Annotated in this window: 23 protein-coding genes; 8 read left to right on the forward strand and 15 right to left on the reverse strand. The window is 71.4% G+C overall.

Annotation, left to right across the window (positions count from 1 at the left end; translation table 11 throughout):
* The first annotated feature begins 36 nt into the window (after nt 1-36).
* Nucleotides 37-363, forward strand: a complete 327-nt coding sequence (locus FHS29_RS13355; protein WP_184690950.1) for an MGMT family protein — start codon at nt 37-39, stop codon at nt 361-363.
* Here FHS29_RS13355 and FHS29_RS13360 read toward each other — a convergent pair.
* The 6 genes from FHS29_RS13360 to FHS29_RS13385 all read right to left on the reverse strand — a co-directional run bounded on the left by FHS29_RS13360 (nt 326) and on the right by FHS29_RS13385 (nt 6362).
* A complete protein-coding gene (locus tag FHS29_RS13360; RefSeq protein WP_184690951.1) occupies nt 326-715 on the reverse strand; it encodes a tetratricopeptide repeat protein in 390 nt (129 codons plus the stop codon). The genes FHS29_RS13355 and FHS29_RS13360 overlap by 38 nt on opposite strands.
* Complete coding sequence (locus tag FHS29_RS13365) at nt 716-1672, reverse strand: pirin family protein (protein WP_184690952.1); 957 nt, start codon at nt 1670-1672, stop codon at nt 716-718.
* 149 nt (nt 1673-1821) lie between these two features.
* On the reverse strand, nt 1822-2619 hold the full coding sequence (locus tag FHS29_RS13370; protein ID WP_184690953.1) for a TIGR02569 family protein: 798 nt from the start codon (nt 2617-2619) through the stop codon (nt 1822-1824).
* Nucleotides 2620-2988: 369 nt separating this feature from the next.
* Nucleotides 2989-4161, reverse strand: a complete 1173-nt coding sequence (gene moeZ / locus FHS29_RS13375; protein ID WP_184690954.1) for an adenylyltransferase/sulfurtransferase MoeZ — start codon at nt 4159-4161, stop codon at nt 2989-2991.
* A gap of 119 nt (nt 4162-4280) precedes the next feature.
* Nucleotides 4281-5306, reverse strand: coding sequence for a DUF3152 domain-containing protein (locus FHS29_RS13380; RefSeq protein WP_184690955.1), 1026 nt, complete (start codon nt 5304-5306; stop codon nt 4281-4283).
* 75 nt (nt 5307-5381) lie between these two features.
* Nucleotides 5382-6362, reverse strand: a complete 981-nt coding sequence (locus FHS29_RS13385; RefSeq protein WP_184690956.1) for an alpha/beta fold hydrolase — start codon at nt 6360-6362, stop codon at nt 5382-5384.
* A 135-nt stretch (nt 6363-6497) separates the two neighbouring features.
* Here FHS29_RS13385 and FHS29_RS13390 point away from each other — a divergent pair, with 135 nt between their 5' ends.
* Nucleotides 6498-7142, forward strand: coding sequence for a TetR/AcrR family transcriptional regulator (locus FHS29_RS13390; RefSeq protein ID WP_184690957.1), 645 nt, complete (start codon nt 6498-6500; stop codon nt 7140-7142).
* A 280-nt stretch (nt 7143-7422) separates the two neighbouring features.
* Here FHS29_RS13390 and FHS29_RS13395 read toward each other — a convergent pair whose 3' ends face one another.
* Entirely contained in the window at nt 7423-8328 is a 906-nt protein-coding gene (locus tag FHS29_RS13395) for an alpha/beta fold hydrolase (RefSeq protein ID WP_184690958.1), read from the reverse strand.
* A complete protein-coding gene (locus FHS29_RS13400) occupies nt 8301-9200 on the reverse strand; it encodes an AurF N-oxygenase family protein (RefSeq protein ID WP_184690959.1) in 900 nt (299 codons plus the stop codon). Before FHS29_RS13400 ends, FHS29_RS13395 begins: the two co-directional genes overlap by 28 nt.
* Nucleotides 9201-9266: 66 nt before the next feature.
* On the opposite strand from FHS29_RS13400, the gene FHS29_RS13405 reads away from it, so the two are divergent.
* Nucleotides 9267-9989, forward strand: coding sequence for a TetR/AcrR family transcriptional regulator (locus tag FHS29_RS13405; RefSeq protein ID WP_184690960.1), 723 nt, complete (start codon nt 9267-9269; stop codon nt 9987-9989).
* A complete protein-coding gene (locus FHS29_RS13410; protein WP_184690961.1) occupies nt 9989-10318 on the forward strand; it encodes a DUF4873 domain-containing protein in 330 nt (109 codons plus the stop codon). The genes FHS29_RS13405 and FHS29_RS13410 overlap by 1 nt, the downstream gene beginning before the upstream one ends.
* 66 nt (nt 10319-10384) lie before the next feature.
* On the opposite strand, the gene FHS29_RS13415 is transcribed toward FHS29_RS13410, so the two are convergent.
* Nucleotides 10385-10615, reverse strand: coding sequence for a DUF3107 domain-containing protein (locus FHS29_RS13415; protein ID WP_184690962.1), 231 nt, complete (start codon nt 10613-10615; stop codon nt 10385-10387).
* Between the two features lie 62 nt (nt 10616-10677).
* Nucleotides 10678-11355: a ferritin-like fold-containing protein gene (locus tag FHS29_RS13420; protein WP_184690963.1), complete on the reverse strand. Its 678-nt coding sequence runs from the start codon at nt 11353-11355 to the stop codon at nt 10678-10680.
* A gap of 350 nt (nt 11356-11705) precedes the next feature.
* On the opposite strand from FHS29_RS13420, the gene FHS29_RS13425 reads away from it, so the two are divergent.
* The 3 genes from FHS29_RS13425 (at nt 11706) to FHS29_RS13435 (ending at nt 16386) form a co-directional block, all read left to right on the forward strand.
* Nucleotides 11706-14030 carry a DEAD/DEAH box helicase gene (locus FHS29_RS13425; protein ID WP_446689064.1) on the forward strand — a complete coding sequence of 775 codons (2325 nt, stop codon included), beginning with the start codon at nt 11706-11708 and terminating at the stop codon, nt 14028-14030.
* 74 nt (nt 14031-14104) lie between these two features.
* Nucleotides 14105-15466, forward strand: coding sequence for an Rv3212 family protein (locus FHS29_RS13430; RefSeq protein WP_184690964.1), 1362 nt, complete (start codon nt 14105-14107; stop codon nt 15464-15466).
* Between the two features lie 44 nt (nt 15467-15510).
* Nucleotides 15511-16386 carry an alpha/beta fold hydrolase gene (locus FHS29_RS13435; protein WP_184690965.1) on the forward strand — a complete coding sequence of 292 codons (876 nt, stop codon included), beginning with the start codon at nt 15511-15513 and terminating at the stop codon, nt 16384-16386.
* Between the two features lie 43 nt (nt 16387-16429).
* On the opposite strand, the gene FHS29_RS13440 is transcribed toward FHS29_RS13435, so the two are convergent.
* The 5 genes from FHS29_RS13440 to FHS29_RS13460 all read right to left on the reverse strand — a co-directional run bounded on the left by FHS29_RS13440 (nt 16430) and on the right by FHS29_RS13460 (nt 19284).
* A complete protein-coding gene (locus FHS29_RS13440; protein ID WP_184690966.1) occupies nt 16430-16726 on the reverse strand; it encodes a hypothetical protein in 297 nt (98 codons plus the stop codon).
* 8 nt (nt 16727-16734) lie between these two features.
* On the reverse strand, nt 16735-17574 hold the full coding sequence (locus tag FHS29_RS13445; RefSeq protein WP_312864904.1) for a RecB family exonuclease: 840 nt from the start codon (nt 17572-17574) through the stop codon (nt 16735-16737).
* A gap of 75 nt (nt 17575-17649) precedes the next feature.
* Nucleotides 17650-18507 (reverse strand): PHP domain-containing protein, encoded by an 858-nt coding sequence (locus FHS29_RS13450; protein WP_184690967.1) that lies wholly within the window; start codon nt 18505-18507, stop codon nt 17650-17652.
* A gap of 14 nt (nt 18508-18521) precedes the next feature.
* Nucleotides 18522-19082 (reverse strand): PH domain-containing protein, encoded by a 561-nt coding sequence (locus FHS29_RS13455; RefSeq protein WP_184690968.1) that lies wholly within the window; start codon nt 19080-19082, stop codon nt 18522-18524.
* Nucleotides 19083-19125: 43 nt separating this feature from the next.
* Nucleotides 19126-19284, reverse strand: coding sequence for a hypothetical protein (locus tag FHS29_RS13460; protein ID WP_184690969.1), 159 nt, complete (start codon nt 19282-19284; stop codon nt 19126-19128).
* A gap of 143 nt (nt 19285-19427) precedes the next feature.
* On the opposite strand from FHS29_RS13460, the gene FHS29_RS13465 reads away from it, so the two are divergent.
* A complete protein-coding gene (locus FHS29_RS13465) occupies nt 19428-19841 on the forward strand; it encodes an NUDIX hydrolase (RefSeq protein ID WP_184690970.1) in 414 nt (137 codons plus the stop codon).
* The last annotated feature ends 72 nt before the right edge of the window (nt 19842-19913 follow it).

Here is a 19913-nt window from a genome sequence, read left to right on the forward strand (position 1 = left end):
CGGTGCACGGCGTCCCGGTCGTGGAAAGCTGTGCGGGTGGATGAACAGTTGCACGAGATGGTCCGCGAAGTCGTGCGGTCGATCCCCCGCGGCCGGGTCGCCACCTACGGGGACGTGGCGGACCTGTCCCGCGCCCCGTCGCCGCGGCTGGTCGGCCAGGTCCTGAACCAGGACGGGCACGACCTGCCGTGGCACCGGGTGCTGCGGGCCAACGGCACGTGCGCCCCGCACATCGCCGACGAGCAGTTGCAGCTGCTGCGCGAGGAAGGCGTGGCGGTCGACGACGGCAAGGTCGACCTGCGCACGTACCGCTGGGAGAACGCCGTCAAGGAGAAAGCGGACGAACCTCCCGGTCTGTGGTGACCCGCTGCTCGACGCGGGCCAGCTCGGCCCCGACGTCCGGGTCGCGGGTCAGCGCGGCGGCCAGCCGCAGCTGCGGCAACGCCTCCACGTGCCTGCTCTGCCTGCTCAGCGTGCGGCCGAGCAGCAGCCGGGTGTAGCCGTCGGACGGGTCGAGCCCGACCAGGTCCCGCAGCACGCCCTCGGCCTTGCCCAGCGCGGCGGACTGGAAGTGCGCCAACGCCAGTTCGGTGAGCACGGTCCGGTCGCCGGGGGCGTGCGACGCGGCTTCCGCGAGGAACCGCGCGGCACTGCTCGGGTCGCCCGCGGCGCGGAACTCGCGGCCGCGGTCCAGCAGTTCACGGATGTCGGTCACTTACAGCTCCTCGTCCGCCGGGCCGACGTGCGGGACGTGCGTCCCACCCAGTCGTCCGGCCTGGAAGTCCTCGATGGCGTCGAGGATCTCTTGGCGGGTGTTCATCACGAACGGCCCGTAGCGCGCGACGGGTTCGTTCAACGGCAGGCCGCCGAGCACGAGCACGTCCCATTCGGTGGCGGCCCGCATGGTCAACGCCTTGCCGTGGCCGAAGACGGCCAGTCGGCCCTCCTCCAGCGGGCGCTGCTCCGCGCCCACCACACCCCGTCCGGACAGCACGTAGACCATGGCGTTGAAGTCCTCCGGCCACGGGAACGCCAGGCGGGCTCCGGGTGCGATGGTCGAGTGCAGGTAGGTGATCGGCGTGTATGTCATGCCCGGCCCCTGGTACCCGGCCACGTCGCCCGCGATCACGCGGACCAGCGCGCCGCCATCGTCGCTGGACAGCAGTCTGGTGTCGCTGGCCTTGATGTCCTGGTAGCGCGGCGCGGTCCACTTGGCGGCCTTCGGCAGGTTGACCCACAGCTGCACGCCGTGGAACAGACCGCCCTTGGCCACGAGGTCCTGCGGCGGGAGTTCACTGTGCAGGACACCGCTGCCGGCGGTCATCCACTGGGTGGCGCCGTCCTTGATCAGACCGCCGCCCCCGGTGGAGTCCTGGTGCTCGAACGCGCCGTCGATCATGTAGGTCACGGTCTCGAAGCCCCGGTGCGGGTGCCACGGCGCGCCCTTCGCCTCGCCCGGCCCGTACTCCACCGCGCCCATGTGGTCGAGCAGCAGGAACGGGTCGGCCAGTGCCAGGTCGACGCCGGGGAACGGGCGGCGCACCTGGAAGCCCTCGCCCTCGAAGGACTTGCGCGCCTGGACCACCTTGCCGACCGGACGCCACGCGGTCGCGGCTTCCGGCAGTTCGGGCAGCCTCGGCAGGGTCAGGGTGTCTGCGGTCACGGCGGGCATCGCTGCCTCCTTCGGCGGGACCTCGCGGTGGTTCGCGGGTCGCTCGGACCGTACAACCTGGTTGAGACTTCAACTATTCCGGAAGGTGACGGGGACGGCGCAGTGCTTCATCCACGCGAAAGGCCTGCCCCAGACGGGTACAGGTGAACTCAGAGCAGTTCGAGCACCTTGGTGGCCGTGCGCTCCAGCCCCACCAGCGACCGCGGGCTCGACAGCGGGTGCAGGGCGTGCACCGCGAGGCGGAACAGCGTCGCGCGCAACACCACCTGGGGCCACTCCGCCAGGTGTGCCCACCGCTGGAGCAGGCCGGGATCCGCGCCACCCCAGGACATGGCGTCCACGACGACGATCGCCGCGCCGTACTCCGCCGGCCGCCAGAACGCCACGAAGTCGATGATGGCCGGGGCGGCGTCACCGGCGAACAGCACGTTGCCGAACAGGTCGCCGTGCACGACCTGCGGCTTGAGCGTCAACGGCTTGCGGTACGCGGAGAGCAGCTCGAACAACCGGCCGCCCAGCTCCGCGTCCAACTCGGCCCGCTCCTCCTCCCACGCGCACCGGTCGGCGACGGCGAACACGTCCGCGCGGGCGTCCAGGAACCGGGGCTTGGGCAGGTCCTTCGTCGCCTGGTGCAGCTTGACGGCGACTTCCACGATCTCGTCGTGCCGGGGCTCGGCCCGACCGGACAGGTACTTGGTGGCGGCCCACCCACCGACCACGTACCGGCCGTCGGTGGACCGCAGGGGTCTGCCGATGCGCAGGTTCTCGACGTCCAGCACGTCCAGCGTCTTGGCCACCCACGTCGCCTCGGCGGGCTTGACGGCCGGCCGGATCGCCGCGTCGCCGCAACGCCACACCGGACCGGCGTCGATCAGCTCCGGTTCGGCGTCACGCGCACCGAACGCGGCGCGCACGTGCGACGGTGGCGGCTCCGGGGATGGGGTCACGCCGGCACGCTACCTGTCTCCGTGCCTCAGGTGGTGGACCTCGGCGCGCCGTCGCGTGGTGTGCACCTGAACAGCCCAACCGCAATATTGCGGCCCAACCACATCGCCTACATCACACCGCAAGCCCCACTACAGGCTCCCACCCGAGCCCCATCACCCGAGCCCCATCACCCGAGCCCCATCACCCGAGCCCCATCACCCAGACCCCTTCGCCCCCTACGCCCTCTTACCCCCACGCGAGGCCGCGTCGGCAGACCGACCCCTGATTTTCGACGATCACGCTTTTCGATCGTCAAAAATCAGGGGTCGGCCTGCCGACTTCCAGGCGGCCGAGCCGCGACGCCGAAGGCGGCGCAATCCAACACAGCATTAATACACAGGCAAACTCGGATCCACTTCGCGAGCCCAGGCCAGCACGCCGCCGCCGACGTGCACGGCGTCCTTGAAGCCGGCCCGGTGCAGTGCGGCCAGGGCCTCCGCCGAACGGGCGCCCGACTTGCAGTGCAGCACGACCTGCTTGTCCTGCGGCAGGTCGGCGAACGCCTCACCGGACAGGATGCGGTCCTTGGGGATCAGCACCGAGCCGGGGATGCGCACGATCTCGAACTCGTGCGGCTCGCGGACGTCCACCAGCAGGAAGTTCTCGCCGGCGTCCTGCTTCTGCTTCAGCTCCAACGGCGTGATGGTGTTCCCGGCCGCCGCCTGCTGGGCGTCGTCGGACACCACACCGCAGAACGCCTCGTAGTCGATCAGCTCGGTGATCTTGACGCTCTCCGGGTCCTTGCGGATCCGGATGGTCCGGTAGGACATCTCCAGGGCGTCGTAGACCATCAGCCGGCCCAGCAGCGTCTCGCCGATGCCGGTGAGCAGCTTGATCGCCTCGGTGACCATGATCGAGCCGATCGACGCGCACAGCACGCCCAGCACGCCGCCCTCGGCGCACGAGGGGACCATGCCGGGCGGCGGGGGCTCCGGGTAGAGGTCGCGGTAGTTCAGGCCCTGGCCGTCCGGCGCGTCCTCCCAGAACACGCTGACCTGGCCCTCGAACCGGAAGATCGAACCCCACACGTACGGCTTGCCGAGCAGCACCGCCGCGTCGTTGACCAGGTACCGGGTGGCGAAGTTGTCCGTGCCGTCCAGGATCAGGTCGTAGTCGCGGAAGATGTCGAGCACGTTCTCCGAGTTGAGGTGGACCTGGTGCAGCACCACCTTCACGAACGGGTTGATCTCGGCCACCGAGTCCCGCGCGGACTCCGCCTTCGGCTTGCCCACGTCGGACTGGCCGTGGATGACCTGCCGCTGGAGGTTCGACTCGTCCACCACGTCGAAGTCGACGACGCCCAGCGTGCCGACCCCGGCCGCCGCGAGGTACAGCAGTGCCGGCGACCCCAGTCCACCCGCGCCGACCACCAGGACCTTCGCGTTCTTCAGCCGCTTCTGACCGTCAACCCCGACATCCGGGATGATCAGGTGCCGGCTGTACCGCGCGACTTCTTCCTTGGTCAGCTCCGCTGCGGGCTCCACGAGCGGCGGAAGCGCCATCTGATCCTCCTCGACGAAACATGTCCTGTACCGACGGACAACACCAGCCTGCTCCACCGTCTTCCCGGATGGAAAGCCGTCCCAGCGTTTGGACACCACCGGGTCCGCGCACCGCCGGGCTACTTGGGTGCGACCGGGAAGGCGTTCGGGGTGCAGGTCTTGCCGTCGGCGGGCACGATGCCCCGGTTCGAGGAGTCGACCTCGTTCAACTGGGCGACGTAGTCGTTGGCCACGCCGAACGTCTGCTGCATCATCACCGGGGCCGGTTGGCCGTTCTCCTGGCAGCCCTCGTGGTTGTTCTTCAGCGCGTGCCCGACCTCGTGGTTGATGGCGTACGCGCGATAGGTCGACAAGTCGTTGCTGAACGCCTTGGCCCCGCGCACCCAGCGCGCCGTGTTGATGACCACCCGTTCGGTGGGCGGGTGCCAGCACGAGGTCTCGTACTGGATCTGGAACCCGCAGAGGCTGTGCGTGGTGCTGGTGGTGGTGAGGCTCACCGTGAAGTCGACGGGCGTGGTGCCGTCCACCCGCTGCATGGCCACCTCGCCGGTGCCGATCCAGCTGCGCGTGTCGGCCAGGATCCCGTCGATGGTCCGCGCGAACGCGTCGCGGTCGCCGCCGTAGTCGGCGGCCTCGACCCCGTCCTCCACGGCGATGGCGTACTTGTAGACCTTGCCCTGCCCTACCTGCGGCGTCGTGCCGGGCACGACCTGCCACGTGCCGGTGCCCTGCTCGGAGAACTTAGGCCCGTCCGGCAGCACGGCGGTGGGGATGTTGACCAGGTCCACCTTCGGGGGCGGGGTCTCGCTGGCGACCGGCGGACCCGCCGCCGTGGACGCGGCGGTCTGGGCGGCGGACTCCTCGCCCGCCGAGCCGAGCCGGGTGGGCGCGGCCGTGTCGAGCACCACCAGCGCGGTCAGCACCAGCAGCACGGGCAGCGCGTAGATGCGCCAGCCGTAGTTCGCGATCAGGCCCTTCAACCCCCGGCGGCGCTTGCGGTGGCGGCGGCCGGCGGGTTCCCAGGACGCGGTCAGCGGCTCGGCACCGGTCCGACGGGTGCCCCGGCGGTAGCGGTCGTCGGGAGGGGTCGGCCGGGCACCCGAGGAAGACGCCGTGTCGCGCCCAGCCTGCGATGTCCGGTTCACGGCGACCAGGGTGCCACAACGGCGTGCACCGAGTGGATCCCGGTGCGGCCCGCCACCGGCCCCTGCCGGGCCCGTCTACCAGGTCTCACCGGACTCCCACATCCCGAGCACGGCGCGCGCCACCGTCACCGGCCGCTCCATCTGCGCCACGTGCCCCGTCCTGGGCAGCACCAGCAGCCGGCCACGCGGCAGCAGCCGCGTCACCCGGGGAGCCTTCCGCACGCTGACCAGCCGGTCCTCCGTGCCCCACACGACCAGGGTGGGCGAGGTCACCTTCGGCGGGAGCAGCCACATGGACTTCTTGCGCGGCACCAGCCAGGCCCGGATCAGCTCCACCGTGCTGCGACCGAGCGCCGTCCCGGCCCACGGCTGGGCGGACCGCTCCGCGTACTCCTCCACCGACTGGTCGATCCGGCAGTCCGGCACCAGCGACGGGTCCGCGAAGCACAGCCGCAGCATCTGCTGGGCGCGCTCCTGCGGCGTGACCAGCGCCAGCCTCTGCCGCACCCGGTCGCCCACCAGCGGCAGGAAGGCCAGCGGCAGCCGGGGGTCGGACACCCGGCGCAGGCTGGGGCGCAGGTCCGGCACGGCAGGCGACACCAGGGTGAGCGTCCGCACCAGGTCCGGCCGGGTGGCGGCGACGATCAGCGCGATCGCGCCGCCCATCGAGTTGCCGAACAAGTGCACGGCACCGACCCCGAGCGACTCGACGTACCCGATGACGACCTCGGCGTGGGTGGTCAGGCTGAACGTGTAGCCGGGGATCGGCTCGGAGCGCCCGAACCCCGGCAGGTCCAGCGCGTGCCCGTCGACGTGCCCGGACAGCTGGGTGGCCAGGTCGGTCCAGTTGGTCGCCGATCCGCCGAGTCCGTGCACGTAGACGGCCGTCGACGAGGACGGGCCGGGGGTGCGGCGGACGTGCACGGTGTGACCGGCGACCTCTGCGTAGTCACCAGGCCACGGCTGGATCGTTGAGTCCAACGGAGGTAGCGGCGCGGTGGACAGGGGCACGTGGGTGATGGCGGTTCTGCTCGCCTCCAGGGTCTCGGTCACCATTCCAGGATGCCTTCTCGGACGTCCTACGAAACGGGAAGCTTTCCCGGAACGCTGCTACCAGCGAGTAAGGTTGCCGACGAGCCGGCGGGGCAACCCTCTGCCGGTTCCGCGACGTACAGGTTGGCTGGAGGCACCATGACGGAGACGGCCCAGACCACGGTCGGGCACAACGGCGGCGCGGGACGAGGGGTCCGACTCCCACGCACCGCCCGGCGTGCCCAGTTGCTGGCCGCGGCGCAGGACGTGTTCGTGTCCAACGGCTACCACGCCGCCGCGATGGACGAGATCGCCGAACGCGCGGGAGTGAGCAAGCCGGTGCTGTACCAGCACTTCCCCGGCAAGCTCGAGCTGTACATGGCGCTGCTGGAGTCCCACGTGGACGAACTGGTGAGCCGCGTGCGCGGCGCGCTGGCCTCGACCACGGACAACAAGCAGCGGGTGAAGGCGACGGTCGGCGCGTTCTACGACTTCGTGGACGGCGAAGGCCAGGCGTTCCGCATGGTCTTCGAGTCCGACCTGCGCAGCGAGCCCGCGGTGGCGCAGGCCGTGGAGCGGGCGACGACGGAGAGCGTGGACGCGATCACCGGGACCATCACGACGGACACGGGCCTGGACGAGCACCGGGCACGCCTGCTGGCGGTCGGCCTGGTAGGGCTGAGCCAGGTGACGGCTCGGGCGTGGCTGGCCGACGACCGCAAGGTCGCCAAGGAGGACGCGGTCGCCCTCATCTCGAACCTCGCCTGGCGAGGCATCGGTGGCGGCTTCCCGTTGCAGCATTAGTTTGCCGCTGCTCCGCAGACGGCGGGCTCGGCCGCCGGGAAGTCGGCAGGTCGAACCTCATTTCCGCGATCGAAGGGCGTGATCGCGGAAATGAGGTTCGACCTGCCGACGCGGCCTCGCGTCGGGGTTGGCATAGCGGGATTCGTCGGGTGGAGTGGCGGAGATTGCGGTGTGGGGTTGGCATCGCAGGACAGGGGGCCGGCGATCGCGGGAAAGGGTGCCGGCGAAGGGGGACCGCCGAAGGTCACAGCAGGGCGGTGAGTCACAGCAGGGCGGTGAGTCACAGCAGGGCGGTGATGTGTGCTGTGACCTCTGCGGATCTCTCCAGCGGCAGCATGTGGCCCGCGCCCGGGTAGATCACCAGTTCCGCGTGCGGCACCTCGTCCGCGACGAGCCGCGCGTGCCGCAACGGCGTCAGCCGGTCCGACCCGCCCGCCAGCACGACGGTCGGGATACCGGCGAACTGCTTGAGCGCTTTCACCCGGTCGTGTGCATCTATGGACGCCCGGAACGCCACCATGGCGACCGGGTTGCACCGGCCCACCATGGCCGCCGTCGACGCCACGTCACGCCACGAAGGCCGCTTGCCGAACAGCAGCCACCGCAGCCCCGGCCGCAACACCCCGGTCCGCTGCGAGAGCTGCGCCCGCCGGAGCTTCGCCAGTCGCCGGTTGGACGCGGCCTCCCCGGCCACGAACGCCCGCCCGAGCACGCCCGGCAGCCCCAGCGTCGACCCGGACAGGCCTCCCGACGAGGTGTTCACGAACACGATCCCGGCCACCCGGTCGAGCAGCCCGGGGTGCTGTTCGGCCAGCGCCATGAGCGTCATGCCGCCCATCGAGTGGCCGGCGAACACGATGCGCCCGGTGGGCACGCGTGCCGCGATCAGCTCGGCCAGGTCGTCCGCGCACCGCGCGATGGTCGAACCGTCCACCGACGAAGCCGCTGATCGACCGTGCCCGCGGTGGTCGTAGCGGAGAACCCGACCGGGCAGGGCCGGCGCCACCAGGTCCCACGACGTGTGGTCCAACGTCCAGCCGTGGATCAGCACCGTGGTCACCGGCGAGTCGCGCGGCCCGGTGTCGAGCACGTGCAACGCCGTTCCGTCGGAGGTCGGGAACCGGTGGTCAGGCGCCCAGGGCGCACTCGTGCGGGCGCTCACCCGAGCAGGAACGAGCGGCGCCATGCCCGCATCCCCGGCTTCCCGACCAGTCCGTTCTCGTCCAGGAACTTCATGATCCGCTCACCGGACCAGCGGATCGTCTGCTGCCAGTGCGGGTTGCCCAGCGCCGCCTTGTGCGCCTGGTCCTTGTCCAGGCCGACGGCCGCGTACACGTCCGGGTTGATGATCGACCGGGTGATGAACATGGACGTGGTGGCGATCAGCCAGCGCTGGTAGGGCAGCTCCTTCCTGGTCAGCTTCGCCATGCCGCGCTGCACCTCCTCGCGGGCGAACCGGACGTGCCGCGCCTCCTCCAGCACGTGGATCCGGTTCACCATGCGCACCAGCGGCTGCACGGTCTCGTCCGCCATGGTCTCGCGCTGCAACCGGTCCAGGATCTCCTCGGCGACCAGGATCGAACCGTACAGCGCCGGGCCGTAGCCGATCACCGGGAGCAGCTTGCCCAGCTGGTAGGTGTACCGGCGGGGACCGTAGGGCGGGCAGCCGATCCGTTCGACCATGCGGGCGAACATGGTGGAGTGCCGGCACTCGTCGGCGACCTCGGTCAGCGCGTACTGCGCGTGCTTGGTCGTCGGGTCGGACCGGTAGACCTCCTTGAGCAGCATTTGCATCAGCAGGATCTCGAACCAGAGGCCGACGCTGGCGACGCTGGCCACCTCGTGCCGGGACAAGTCGATCCGCTGTTCCTCGGACATCCGGTCCCACAGCTCGGTGCCGTAGAGCGAGCACCGGTGCTCGGGCGTGTAGCGAAGCCCGTCGACCAGCGGCGCGGACCAGTCGATGTCCACCTCGGGGTCGTAGAACTTGTCAGCCGAGGAGTTGAGCAGCCGCTCGGCGGTCTTCTCGCGATCGGCGACCTTCAAGGTCCTCGTCATCGGGCCCCTCCCCAGTAGGGTTATCTGTGACTTGAGGTAACAGTTACTTCTGGTAGCGTGCGTCACATGGCTCGAACTGTCAAGGGCGGAACGGACGCACGCCGGGAGCGCTGGAAGGGACACCGCGAGGCGCGCCGGGCGGAGTTCGTCGAGGCGACCATCCGGGCGGTGGCCGCCCACGGCCCCGAGGTCGGCATGGACGAGATCGCGGCCGAGGCGGGCGTGAGCAAACCCGTGCTGTACCGGCACTTCGCCGACAAGTCCGACCTGTACCTGGCGGTCGGCACGCGCGGCACCGAGATGCTGATGGACAAGATGGTCCCGGCGATCAGCCACGAGGGCCCGATCCGGGCCCGCATCCGCGGCATCGTGGACGCCTACCTGTCGGTCATCGAGGAGAACCCGAACCTGTACCGGTTCGTGGTGCGCAAGTCGTTCACCGACCGCCCCGTCGAGCAGGACGTGGTCCTCGAGGACAAGCAGCTCATCGCCGCCGCCCTGGCCCGGCTGCTGGGCGACTACCTGCGGGCGTTCGACATGGACTCCGGCGGCGCCGAGCCCTGGGCGCACGCGCTGGTCGGCATGGTGCAGAACGCGGGCGACTGGTGGCTCGACCGCCAGTCCATGACCCGCGCCAATCTCAGCGACTACCTGGCCACGCTCATCTGGCACGCCATCGACGGCCTGCTCCGCTCCGCGGGCGTCGAACTCGACCAGGACGCGCCGCTGCCCACCGATTTCACCACCGAGCCCGTCCCCCTGCGGCTCGTCAACGGCGAGGAGGCGTGATGTCCGAGGACCGGGAGCACGACGAGGACGGCTACACCGGCGAGGCGGTGCTGGTCTTCGACCAGCGCGAGGTGCCGGTGGAGGTCGAGCTGCGCGGGTACTTCCAGCCCATCGACGGCCGCTACCACTGGTACGGCCGGGTCGCGGCGAACGATCAGGTCACCGAGCTGGTGGCAGCCGGCGCGCGATCCGCCGAGCTGCGCACCCCGACCGGTTCGGCCACCGGAGCCCTCACCGACCAGGACCCCTGGCAGCGCTACCGGGTCGCCGGCACCAGCACCCCGCCGTTCGTGATCCGGCCCGCGCCGGAGCCCGCCGAGCGGTTCTGAGCCGCGACGCGGAGGAGGGGCGCCCCGGTCGGGACGCCCCTCCTCCGTACTCTCGTACTGCCGAGCTCAACTACCGGCCACGAACCCGACCCGACGCGAGTCGCTCGGACCGATCTCCACGTAGGCGATGCGCGCCGCGGGCACCACGTAACGGGCACCCTTCTGGTCGACCAGCGTGAGGTGTCCGCTGCCCGCCTTGAGCGCGTCCGCGACCTGCGACTCCACCTCGTCGGGGGAGAGCGAACTCGACACCACGAGTTCACGCGGGCTGTCCGCGACGCCGACCCTGACCTCCACGCTGACCTCCGTACACGCGTTGACCGCCGGCGGTGGCGGTCAGACAACTGTCGAAATCAACCCTAGCCGAGCCCGAGCGCCGTCATGCGCCGCGTGTGGCTCTGCTGGAGCCGCCGGAACAGCGCCGCGATGCCGGCGAGGTCCCCGGAGCCGCGCACGATCAGCTCGGCCAGCCCGTCCCGCTCCGCCACCACGTACTGGGCCTGCGTCAACGCCTCGCCGAGCAGCCGGCGGCCCCACAGCGTGAGCCGGTCCTTCAGCTTCGGGTCGGCCTCGCAGCCCGCGCGGACTTCGCGCTCGGCGAACGCGGAGTGCCCCGTGTCGGCCAGCACGGCGAGCACCAGCTCCTTCGTCGGCTCGTCCAGCCAGGTCGCGACCTCGCGGTAGAAGTCGGCCGCCAGGCCGTCCCCGACGTAGGCCTTGACCAGGGACTCCAGCCACGACTTCGGCGCGGTGGAGGCGTGGAAGGCGTCGAAGCCCGACACGAACGGGGTCATCGCCCGCTCCAGCGAGTGACCGTGGTCGGCCAGGTACCGCTCGATCAGCGCGTAGTGCCCGATCTCGGCGGCCGCCATCGCGGACAGGTCGGCGCGCCCGGCCAGCGTGGGCGCGGTCCGCGCGTCCTCCGCCAGCCGGTCGAACGCCGACAGCTCGCCGTACGCCAGCGCGCCGAGCAGGTCGACCACGCCCTCCGCCACCTGGCCGGACACCACCGACCGACTCACCTGCGCCTCACCCATGCAGGGGAGCCTAGTCGGGTGTCCTTGGCAACAGCCCCGGCACGCGAGTCCGCAGCGCTCGCGGTCGTTGCACCCCGAACGGCCTAAGCGAGAGGTAGAGTGGTTTCTCGACGCCCGGCGTGGCGCGGCCCAGCAGGGGCTCGCAGCGGTGCCGACGGCTGAGACGGCGGCACCGTGCCGCCAGGAGAGGGTGCGCGCACATACCTCGCAGGCCCTCCCGCGCAACGCCCGGCCGCCCCCTCGGCCGAGAGGCGGTAGGCGCGGTCGAGCGGCCCGTACAGGCCGTGCGCGCTGGTACGAGAGAGGCGATCACCCTGACCGCGACAAACGAAGAGACCCATTTGGATCCGGTGACGTTGGAGCACAGCGAAGCGGGTGTCCCCGCAGAGGACACCTCCCACCCGCTGGTGGCCGACGTCCCGGCTCCGCCCGACTCGCCCACGTTCGCCGAACTGGGCGTGCGCGCCGAGATCGTGCGCGCGCTGGCCGAGGCGGGCATCCACCGCACGTTCGCCATCCAGGAGCTGACGCTCCCGCTCGCGCTGGCCGGCGACGACGTCATCGGCCAGGCGCGCACCGGCACCGGCAAGACGCTGGGCTTCGGCATCCCGCTGCTCCAGCGCATCACCGTGCCGGGTGACGGCACGCCGCAGGCGCTGGTCGTCGTGCCGACCCGGGAGCTGTGCCTCCAGGTCACGCACGACCTGACCGACGCGGCCAAGCACCTCGGCGTGCGCGTGCTGGCCATCTACGGCGGCCGGCCGTACGAGCCGCAGATCGCGGCCCTGCGCAAGGGCGTGGACGTGGTGGTCGGCACGCCGGGCCGGTTGCTGGACCTCGCCGAGCAGCGCCACCTGGTGCTGGGCAAGGTGCGCGGGCTGGTGCTGGACGAGGCCGACGAGATGCTCGACCTGGGCTTCCTGCCCGACATCGAGCGGATCCTGCGGATGGTGCCCGACGAGCGGCAGACCATGCTGTTCTCGGCGACCATGCCGGGCCCGATCATCACGCTGGCCCGCACGTTCCTCAACCAGCCCACGCACGTGCGCGCCGAGGAGAACGACGCGGGCGCGATCCACGAGCGCACCGAGCAGTTCGTCTACCGCGCCCACGCGCTGGACAAGTCGGAGCTGCTGGCCCGCGCCCTCCAGGCCCGCGAGCGCGGTCTGTCGATGGTCTTCACCCGCACCAAGCGCACCGCGCAGAAGGTCGCCGACGACCTCGTGGAACGCGGCTTCGCGGCCGCGGCCGTGCACGGCGACCTGGGCCAGGGCGCGCGCGAGCAGGCACTGCGGGCGTTTCGCAGCGGCAAGATCGACGTGCTGGTGGCGACCGACGTGGCCGCGCGCGGCATCGACGTCGAAGGCGTCACGCACGTCATCAACTACCAGTGCCCGGAGGACGAGAAGACCTACGTGCACCGCATCGGCCGCACCGGTCGCGCGGGCCGCACGGGCGTCGCCGTCACGCTGGTGGACTGGGACGAGATGCCGCGCTGGAAGATGATCAGCGACGCGCTCGACCTGGGCAAGCCCGAGCCGGTGGAGACGTACTCGACGTCCGACCACCTGTTCGCCGAACTGGACATCCCGGCGGGCTCCACCGGTCGGCTGCCGCTGGGCCTGCGCACCCGCGCCGGCCTGGGCGCCGAGCCGGAGGAGAACCTCAAGGGCGAGCGCAAGTCCCGCAGCCGCGGCCGGAGCCGGACCAGTGGCCCCGCGAAGGCCGAGGCCGCGCCCGAGGAGGAGAGCGGGAGCCGGTCGCGCCGGCGTCGCCGCAGCCGTGGCGGTGTGGTGGGTGCCGAGGACGGCGCAACGCCGTCGGAGACGCCCGAGGGCACGACCGCCGACGAGGGCACGACGGTCGCCGAGGCCACCACCGGCCGCACCCGCCGCCGCCGGACCAGGTCCGCGGAGTCCTCTGCCGAGGCGTCCGCGAAGGCACCCGAGGTCACCGAGGCCGCAGTCACCGAGGCCGAGGTCACCGAGGGCACGACCGAGGGCCTGACCGGCGACACGACCGAGAGCACCGATCGCACCCGCCAGCGTCGCGCGAAGGCCGCCGAGGCACCGGCCGACGCGACCGCGGAGGCACCGACCGACGCCGAGGGCACGACCGCGGACTCGACCGAGGGCGCGACCGGACGCACCCGTCGCCGCCGGACGAGGGCGACCGAGGCACCGGCCGACCCGGAGGGCGTGACCGAAGCGCCCACCGACACCCCGGCCGACAGCGCACCCGCCCGCACCCGCAGGCGCAAGTCCGCCGAGGCACCGGCCGACGCGACCGCCGAGGGCTCTGCCGACGCACCTGTCGAGGGCTCCGCCGAAGGCTCGACCGCAGCCGAGGGCACCGGCCGCACCCGTCGCCGCAGGACCACCAAGTCCACCGCGGCAGCGACCGACGCACCCGCGGAAACCGCGGCCGACGCGCCCACGGAGGCAGCGGCCGAAGCGCCCACGGACGCGTCTGCCGAGGCGGAGGCCACCACCGGTCGCACCCGTCGCCGCAAGCCGGCGGAGGCGTCCGCGGAGGCCGCCACCGAGCGCCCGGCCGGGCGCAAGGCCGAAGCGCCCGACGCGGAGGACTCCGCCGAACGCCCCCGCAGGCGGCGGCGTCGCCGTACGGGTGCGGAAGCCGAAGGTTCCGCGGACGCCCTGCCGTCGGCAGACTGACTCCTTACACGGATCACCGGCCACGTGCGGCAGCATGTGGCCGGACAGATCACCGAACCACCGGGAGTCGGGCAGTGGGCCAGCCGGAACAGGCGGAGTCGAACGGTCAGGTCGTGCTGGAGTCCTCTGACGACCAGCAGACCCCCGCGACCGACCAAGCCGCCGTCGACACGGAGGACGTCCTGGCGGAGCCGGTCTCCGAAGTCCAGGACGATGGACCCACCGGGCCGGTCCGCACCTGGCGGACCAGGGGCGACTACATCGGCCTCGCGCTCGTCGTGGTCGCCGTGCTGGTGGCGAGCGCCCTGGTGTGGGCGTTCAGCGACGCCCGCAACACCGTGTCGCAGACCGGTCCGAGCCAGATCACTCCGCTGCTGCCCGCGACCGCGCTGCCGCCGACGCTGGCCGAGGTGTGGCGTGCGCCCAGCAGCGCCACGCAGACCCCGGTCAGCCTGGACTCGGTGGTGGTGACCGGCCACGACGGCGAGGTCGCCGGGCGGGACGCGCTGACCGGCGACGTCCGCTGGCGGTACAGCCGCGACTGGCCGCTGTGCACGGTGAGCACGGCGTGGGGCAAGGTGTTCGCGCTGTACCGCAAGGACACCAACTGCTCCGAGCTGACCACGCTGGACCCGGCTTCGGGCAAGCGCGGGCCGCAGCGCAACGGCGACGCCGCCCTGGACACCCGGCTGCTCAACGAGGGCTCGCACGTCGTCACGACCGGCGAGACGTACTTCGAGGTCTACCGGCGCGACGACCTGGTGCGGTCGCTGGAGTACGGCACGCTGCGCGCCATCGTGAACGCGGACAAGCAGCCCCGGCCGGGCTGCCGGTACGGGTCGTTCGCGGTGGCCGGCAGCAAGCTGGCGGTGATCGAGCGCTGCTACCACCAGGACCCGTCGGATCGGATCACGGTGCTCAAGCCGAACCCGGAGAAGTCCGACGAGCCGCAGGTGATCAGCAGCGTGACCGTCGGCGACAAGGGCGCGCGGGTGGTCGCGGTGACCGGCAACCGGGTCGCGGTGGCCGTGCCGGGCAAGCTCATCGTGTTCGACACCGAGACCGGCGGGATGATCGCCGAGTACCCGGTGGAGGTGTCCGCCGACGAACTGCGCGGCGACCCGCCCGGTCGGGTGGTGCCCACCATGACCAGCACCGCCAACATCTACTGGTTCACCGGATCGCGCACGATCGCGTTGTCCCTGGTCGACCTGAACCCGCTGTGGTCGACCCCGTCCCAGGGGCCGGGCACGACGCTCGCGGGTCGCGTGCTGATCCCGGTCGAGGACGCGCTGAAGGTCGTCGACCAGGTCGGTGGCCAGGAGGTCGGCCGCATCCCGGTGAACCGCGAGGGCTACGACGGTCCCGTCCAGCTGGCCACCGAGGGCCCCGTCGTGCTGGAGCAGCGCGGCGACACGCTGGTCGCACTGCGCTGAGGCAACCCACGCGCGTCGGCGCGGGGTGCGGCACACTGCGAGGGGTGTACTCGCAGCTCAGTCCGCACCGCGCGGAGCGCGTGGACCTGCCCGGCCGGTTCGGTCCCGTCGCCGCGCTGCGCGCGCCCGCCGCCGGCCCGGACCTGGGCGCGACGGCACTGCTGGTACCCGGCTACACCGGGTCCAAAGAGGACTTCGCGCCGCTGCTCGACCCGATCGCGGACGCGGGGCTGGAGGTCGTGGCGATCGACCTGCCCGGCCAGTACGAGTCGGCGGGCCCGACCGCCGAAGCCGACTACCGCCCGGCCCCGCTGGGTGCGGCGATCGCGGAGCTGGTGGAGAAGTCGGCGGCGGACGGCCGGCGCGTGCTGCTGCTCGGCCACTCCTACGGCGGGCTGGTGTCCCGGGGCGCGGTGCTGGCGGGCGCGCCGGTGACCGGCCTGACCCTGCTGTCCTCGGGGCCGTCGGAACTGCCGCCCGGCGAACGCCGCACCGCGCTGGACTACGGCGAGGTCACCCTGCGCGAGCAGGGCATCGAGGCGGCGCAGCGGCTCAACGAGGTGCGTGCGGCGCTGCACCCGCGCTGGGCACTGCTCCCCCCGGAGCTCAAGGACTTCTACCGGGAACGCTTCCTGCGGTCGACGCCGGCGGGCCTGCTCGGCATGGGCGACTCGCTGCGCACCGAGCCCGACCTGGTGGCGAAGCTGGCCCGGACGCTGCGCTCGTCGGGCGTGTCGTGCCTGGTGGTGTGCGGCGAGTCGGACGACGCCTGGTCGGCGGCGAGCCAGCGGGACATGGCCGAACGCCTGGACGCGGACTTCGCCGTGCTCAAGGGCGTGCTGCACTCGCCCAACACCGAGGCGCCCGAAGCCCTGCTGGCGACCCTGCTGCCCACCTGGCGGGCTTGGCTCGCCGCCTAGGCCGCCGACCGCGGACGTTGCCGGCCAGGTTCGCCGCGGCGGCTCAGGCCCACCAGAACAGCCACAACGTGATCGCACCGACCACCAGCACTGCCAGGCTGCACCCGGCGGAGACCCAGCGGGTGCGGCGGTCGGCGAAGACCTGGGCCACCACGGCGACCAAGGCCGCCACCACGTGACCGATGACGACGTCCACGCCGGGACCGGGCAGGTCGTGGGCGCCGGCGTAGACCTGCACGCCGATGAGCGCCAAGGCCAGCAGCACGAGACCAACGGCCACGGCTCCGCTCACGCCGCGCCAGGTCCGCAACACTCGCGGCTCGGTCTCCACGTTCGTCACAGCTCTCCCTACGGCGCGAGCAGAGCCCACGGTTCGAGTGTCGGGGCCGCCCGCTGCCCCTCCGGGCAGCTGCGGCGGAAGTCGCACCACGTGCACTGCCTGCCGGTGCGCGGCGGGAACAGGATCTCCGGGTCGCCGCCGGCGGCGAGGGTGTCGCCGGCCAGACCCAGCTCGTCCGCCGCCTCCTCGGCCCGCGACACGTGCCGCCCGAGGCTCTCGTCCGAGTGCTCCCACACCGCGACCGTGCCGGTGGGCAGGTGGTGCAGCTCCACCCGGTGGCACGGCTTGCGCAAGGTACGCCGGGCCGCCAGCGCGTACAAGGCCAGCGCCTGCGAACCGCGGGCGTCGTCCACGGTCAGCGCGTGCCGCCCGGTCTTGTAGTCGACGATGACCAGTTCGCCGTCGCGCAGGTCGATGCGGTCGACCCGGCCCTCGGCGACGATCTTCGACGTCGGGGTGGACACCCAGCGCTCGATGCCGACCGGCTCGATCGTCGTGTCCAGCTCGCCGACGTAGTCCCGCACCCAGCCCTCGGCCCGGCCCCGGTACTCGGCGCCCTGCTCGGCGTCCCGGAAGCCGTCGTTCTTCCACTGGCGGTGCAGCAGGGCCACCGCCTGCTCCGGCGTCCGCCTGGCCGCGGGCAGGTCGAACAGCGCCTTCAACGCGTTGTGCACCACCGCGCCCAGCGTGTTGTGCGCCCACGCCCCACCGCGCGGCGGTGTCGGGCGGTCGAGGTAGGTCATGCGGAACCGGCGCGGGCAGTCCGCCCACGTGGCGAGCTTGGCGGGCGTCACCCGCACCAGCTTCTTCGGCATGGCGCCGAAGTCGAACCCCAACTGTTCCTGCACGGCACCACGCTACCGAGGAGCACCGACAGTCCCGGCACTGCCTGCGACCGGCCGACCACCCTTCACACGGGTGGCCTAACCGACCAGCACCTTGCAGCCGGTCGCGCGGTCGGCGATCGCGTCCAACACGTCAGGCGATGTTGTCTCCGCACCGAGCCGCACGGTTTTGTTGGTCCCGTGGTAGTCCGACGACCCCGTCGTGAGCAGTCCGAGTTCGCCCGCGAGCCCGCGCAGCCGGGCGCGGGTCGGTGCGTCGTGGTCCGGGTGGTCCACCTCGACCCCGGCCAGCCCCAGCCCCGCCAGGTCCGCCAGCACCGCGTCCGACACGATCGGCCCGCGCGAGGAGGCGAACGGGTGCGCGAGCACCGTCACCCCGCCCGCCTCGGCGATCATCTCGATGGCCCGCGCCACCGGGGTGTCGGTGCGCGGCACGTAGTACCGCCCGCCGGTGAGGTAGCGGGCGAACGCCTCGTCCACGGTGGACACCACGCCCGCCCGGATGAGCGCCATGGCGAGGTGGGGTCGCCCGGCCGGCGCGTCGGCGGGCATCGCCGCCATCAGCTCGTCCGGGTCGATGGGGAACCCGTCGTCGACCATCCGGAGCGCCATCTTGCGCAGCCGCTGCCGCCGCTCGAAGCGCAGCCGGAGCTGTTCCTCGACCAGCGCGGGCGAGGTGGGGTCGTAGAGGTAGGCCAGCAGGTGGACGGTGATGACCCTGCCTCGACCGTCGTCGGACGCGCACGACAGCTCCGCGCCGCGCACCAGCCGCAGGCCGGCGGGCAGCGCGGCGGCTGCCTCCGCCCAGCCGGCGGCGGTGTCGTGGTCGGTCAGCGCGACGGCGGAAAGCCCGGCGGCCGCCGCGGCGGCCACCAGCTCCGCCGGCGTGTCGGTGCCGTCGGACTCGGTCGAGTGGGTGTGCAGGTCTATGCGCACCCGCCCAGTCTGACCTACGGCACCATCTTCTTCCCGCGCGCCGCCCGCTGGGCCTTGATCATCGAGAACCGCTCGGCCTGTGCCTTCTTGTCACCGAAGGTCAACTCCGAGATGGCGTCGTAGACCTCCTCGGGGTTGGGCAGGAACTCGATCCGGTTGAGCGCCTGGATCTGTCCCGCCGACTCCACGACCAGGGTGCCGAAGCCGAACATGCGCCCGAGCACGCTGCGCTCGTAGGTCAGGTCGGTGACCTTGCTGATCGGCATCATGGCGACCTTGGTCTCGAAGACCCCCGAGGAGATCATGAACCGCTTGTCGGTCACGACGATGCGCTCGACCCACCACTCCATGACGAAGTAGGCCAGCCTGAGCAGCACGAACAGCGCCGCGTACCAGAGGATGTTCTGGACCACGCCCAGGTTCGCGGGCAGCAGGTACGAGATCATCATGGCGCCGGCGAGCAGTGCCGCCGCCTCCAGGAGATCCCAGAGCAGGCTGCTCCAGTGCCTGCGAACCCGGATGACCCGACGCTCCGTGGGGAGCAGGTACTCGTCCGGATCACGTGGTGCGAACATGCCTTCGACCTCTCGCCGTAGGGAGGGAGGAGCCGGGGGCGACTCAGAACAATTGTTTCACGAAGGTGATGAGCGCCTCAGCAGCTTCCCGCAGCGTGCTCAGGATGTTCTGCACCAGCTGAGCCGCCTGCTGCGGCTCCGCGATGAGGAAGAACAGGAGCAAGCCGACCCCGGCGAAAGTGAGAACCTTCTTCAGATTCACGGTGATCAACCCCGTTCGCTACCCGCACCCGTTTGGCGCCAGTGAAAACCGTTGTACCGCACTGCGCGGCACCTTGGGAGTTTTGTACCGCACCTGGGGTAGCAACCAGCACCGCCGTTCCGGTGTGCCTACGCTCAGTGACCATGACGGCTGAACGAGTGCCCTTGATCCGCTGTGTCGGCGGTGTCGTGCATGACCCGGACGGGCGACTACTACTCGTGCGGAGGAGTAATCCCCCAGGTGAAGGACGGTGGTCCATACCGGGTGGACGAGTCGAGCCCGGTGAGGGTGACAAGACCGCAATCGTGCGGGAAGTGCTGGAAGAGACCGGACTCTGCGTGACAGTGGGCGAGTTGCTCGGGAACGTCACCCGACCGGCCGCAGACGGCCGCTACGACATCTACGACTACGCCTGCCAGGTGCGATCGGGTGTGCTCCGAGCCGGGGACGACGCTTCGGAGGCCCGGTGGGTGACGGCTGCGATCTTGGCCACACTTCCGCTCACCGAGGGTCTCCGGGAGACCCTCGAAGCGTGGGGACAGCTGCCCCGGAGCTGATCGACTTCGCCCGATCGTGGAGCCGCCCGGAGCAGTGTTCAAGCCCCGTTCACGGTCGGTTAAGACCCGGTT

This window comes from Saccharothrix tamanrassetensis, assembly GCF_014203665.1.
Lineage (GTDB): Bacteria > Actinomycetota > Actinomycetes > Mycobacteriales > Pseudonocardiaceae > Actinosynnema > Actinosynnema tamanrassetense.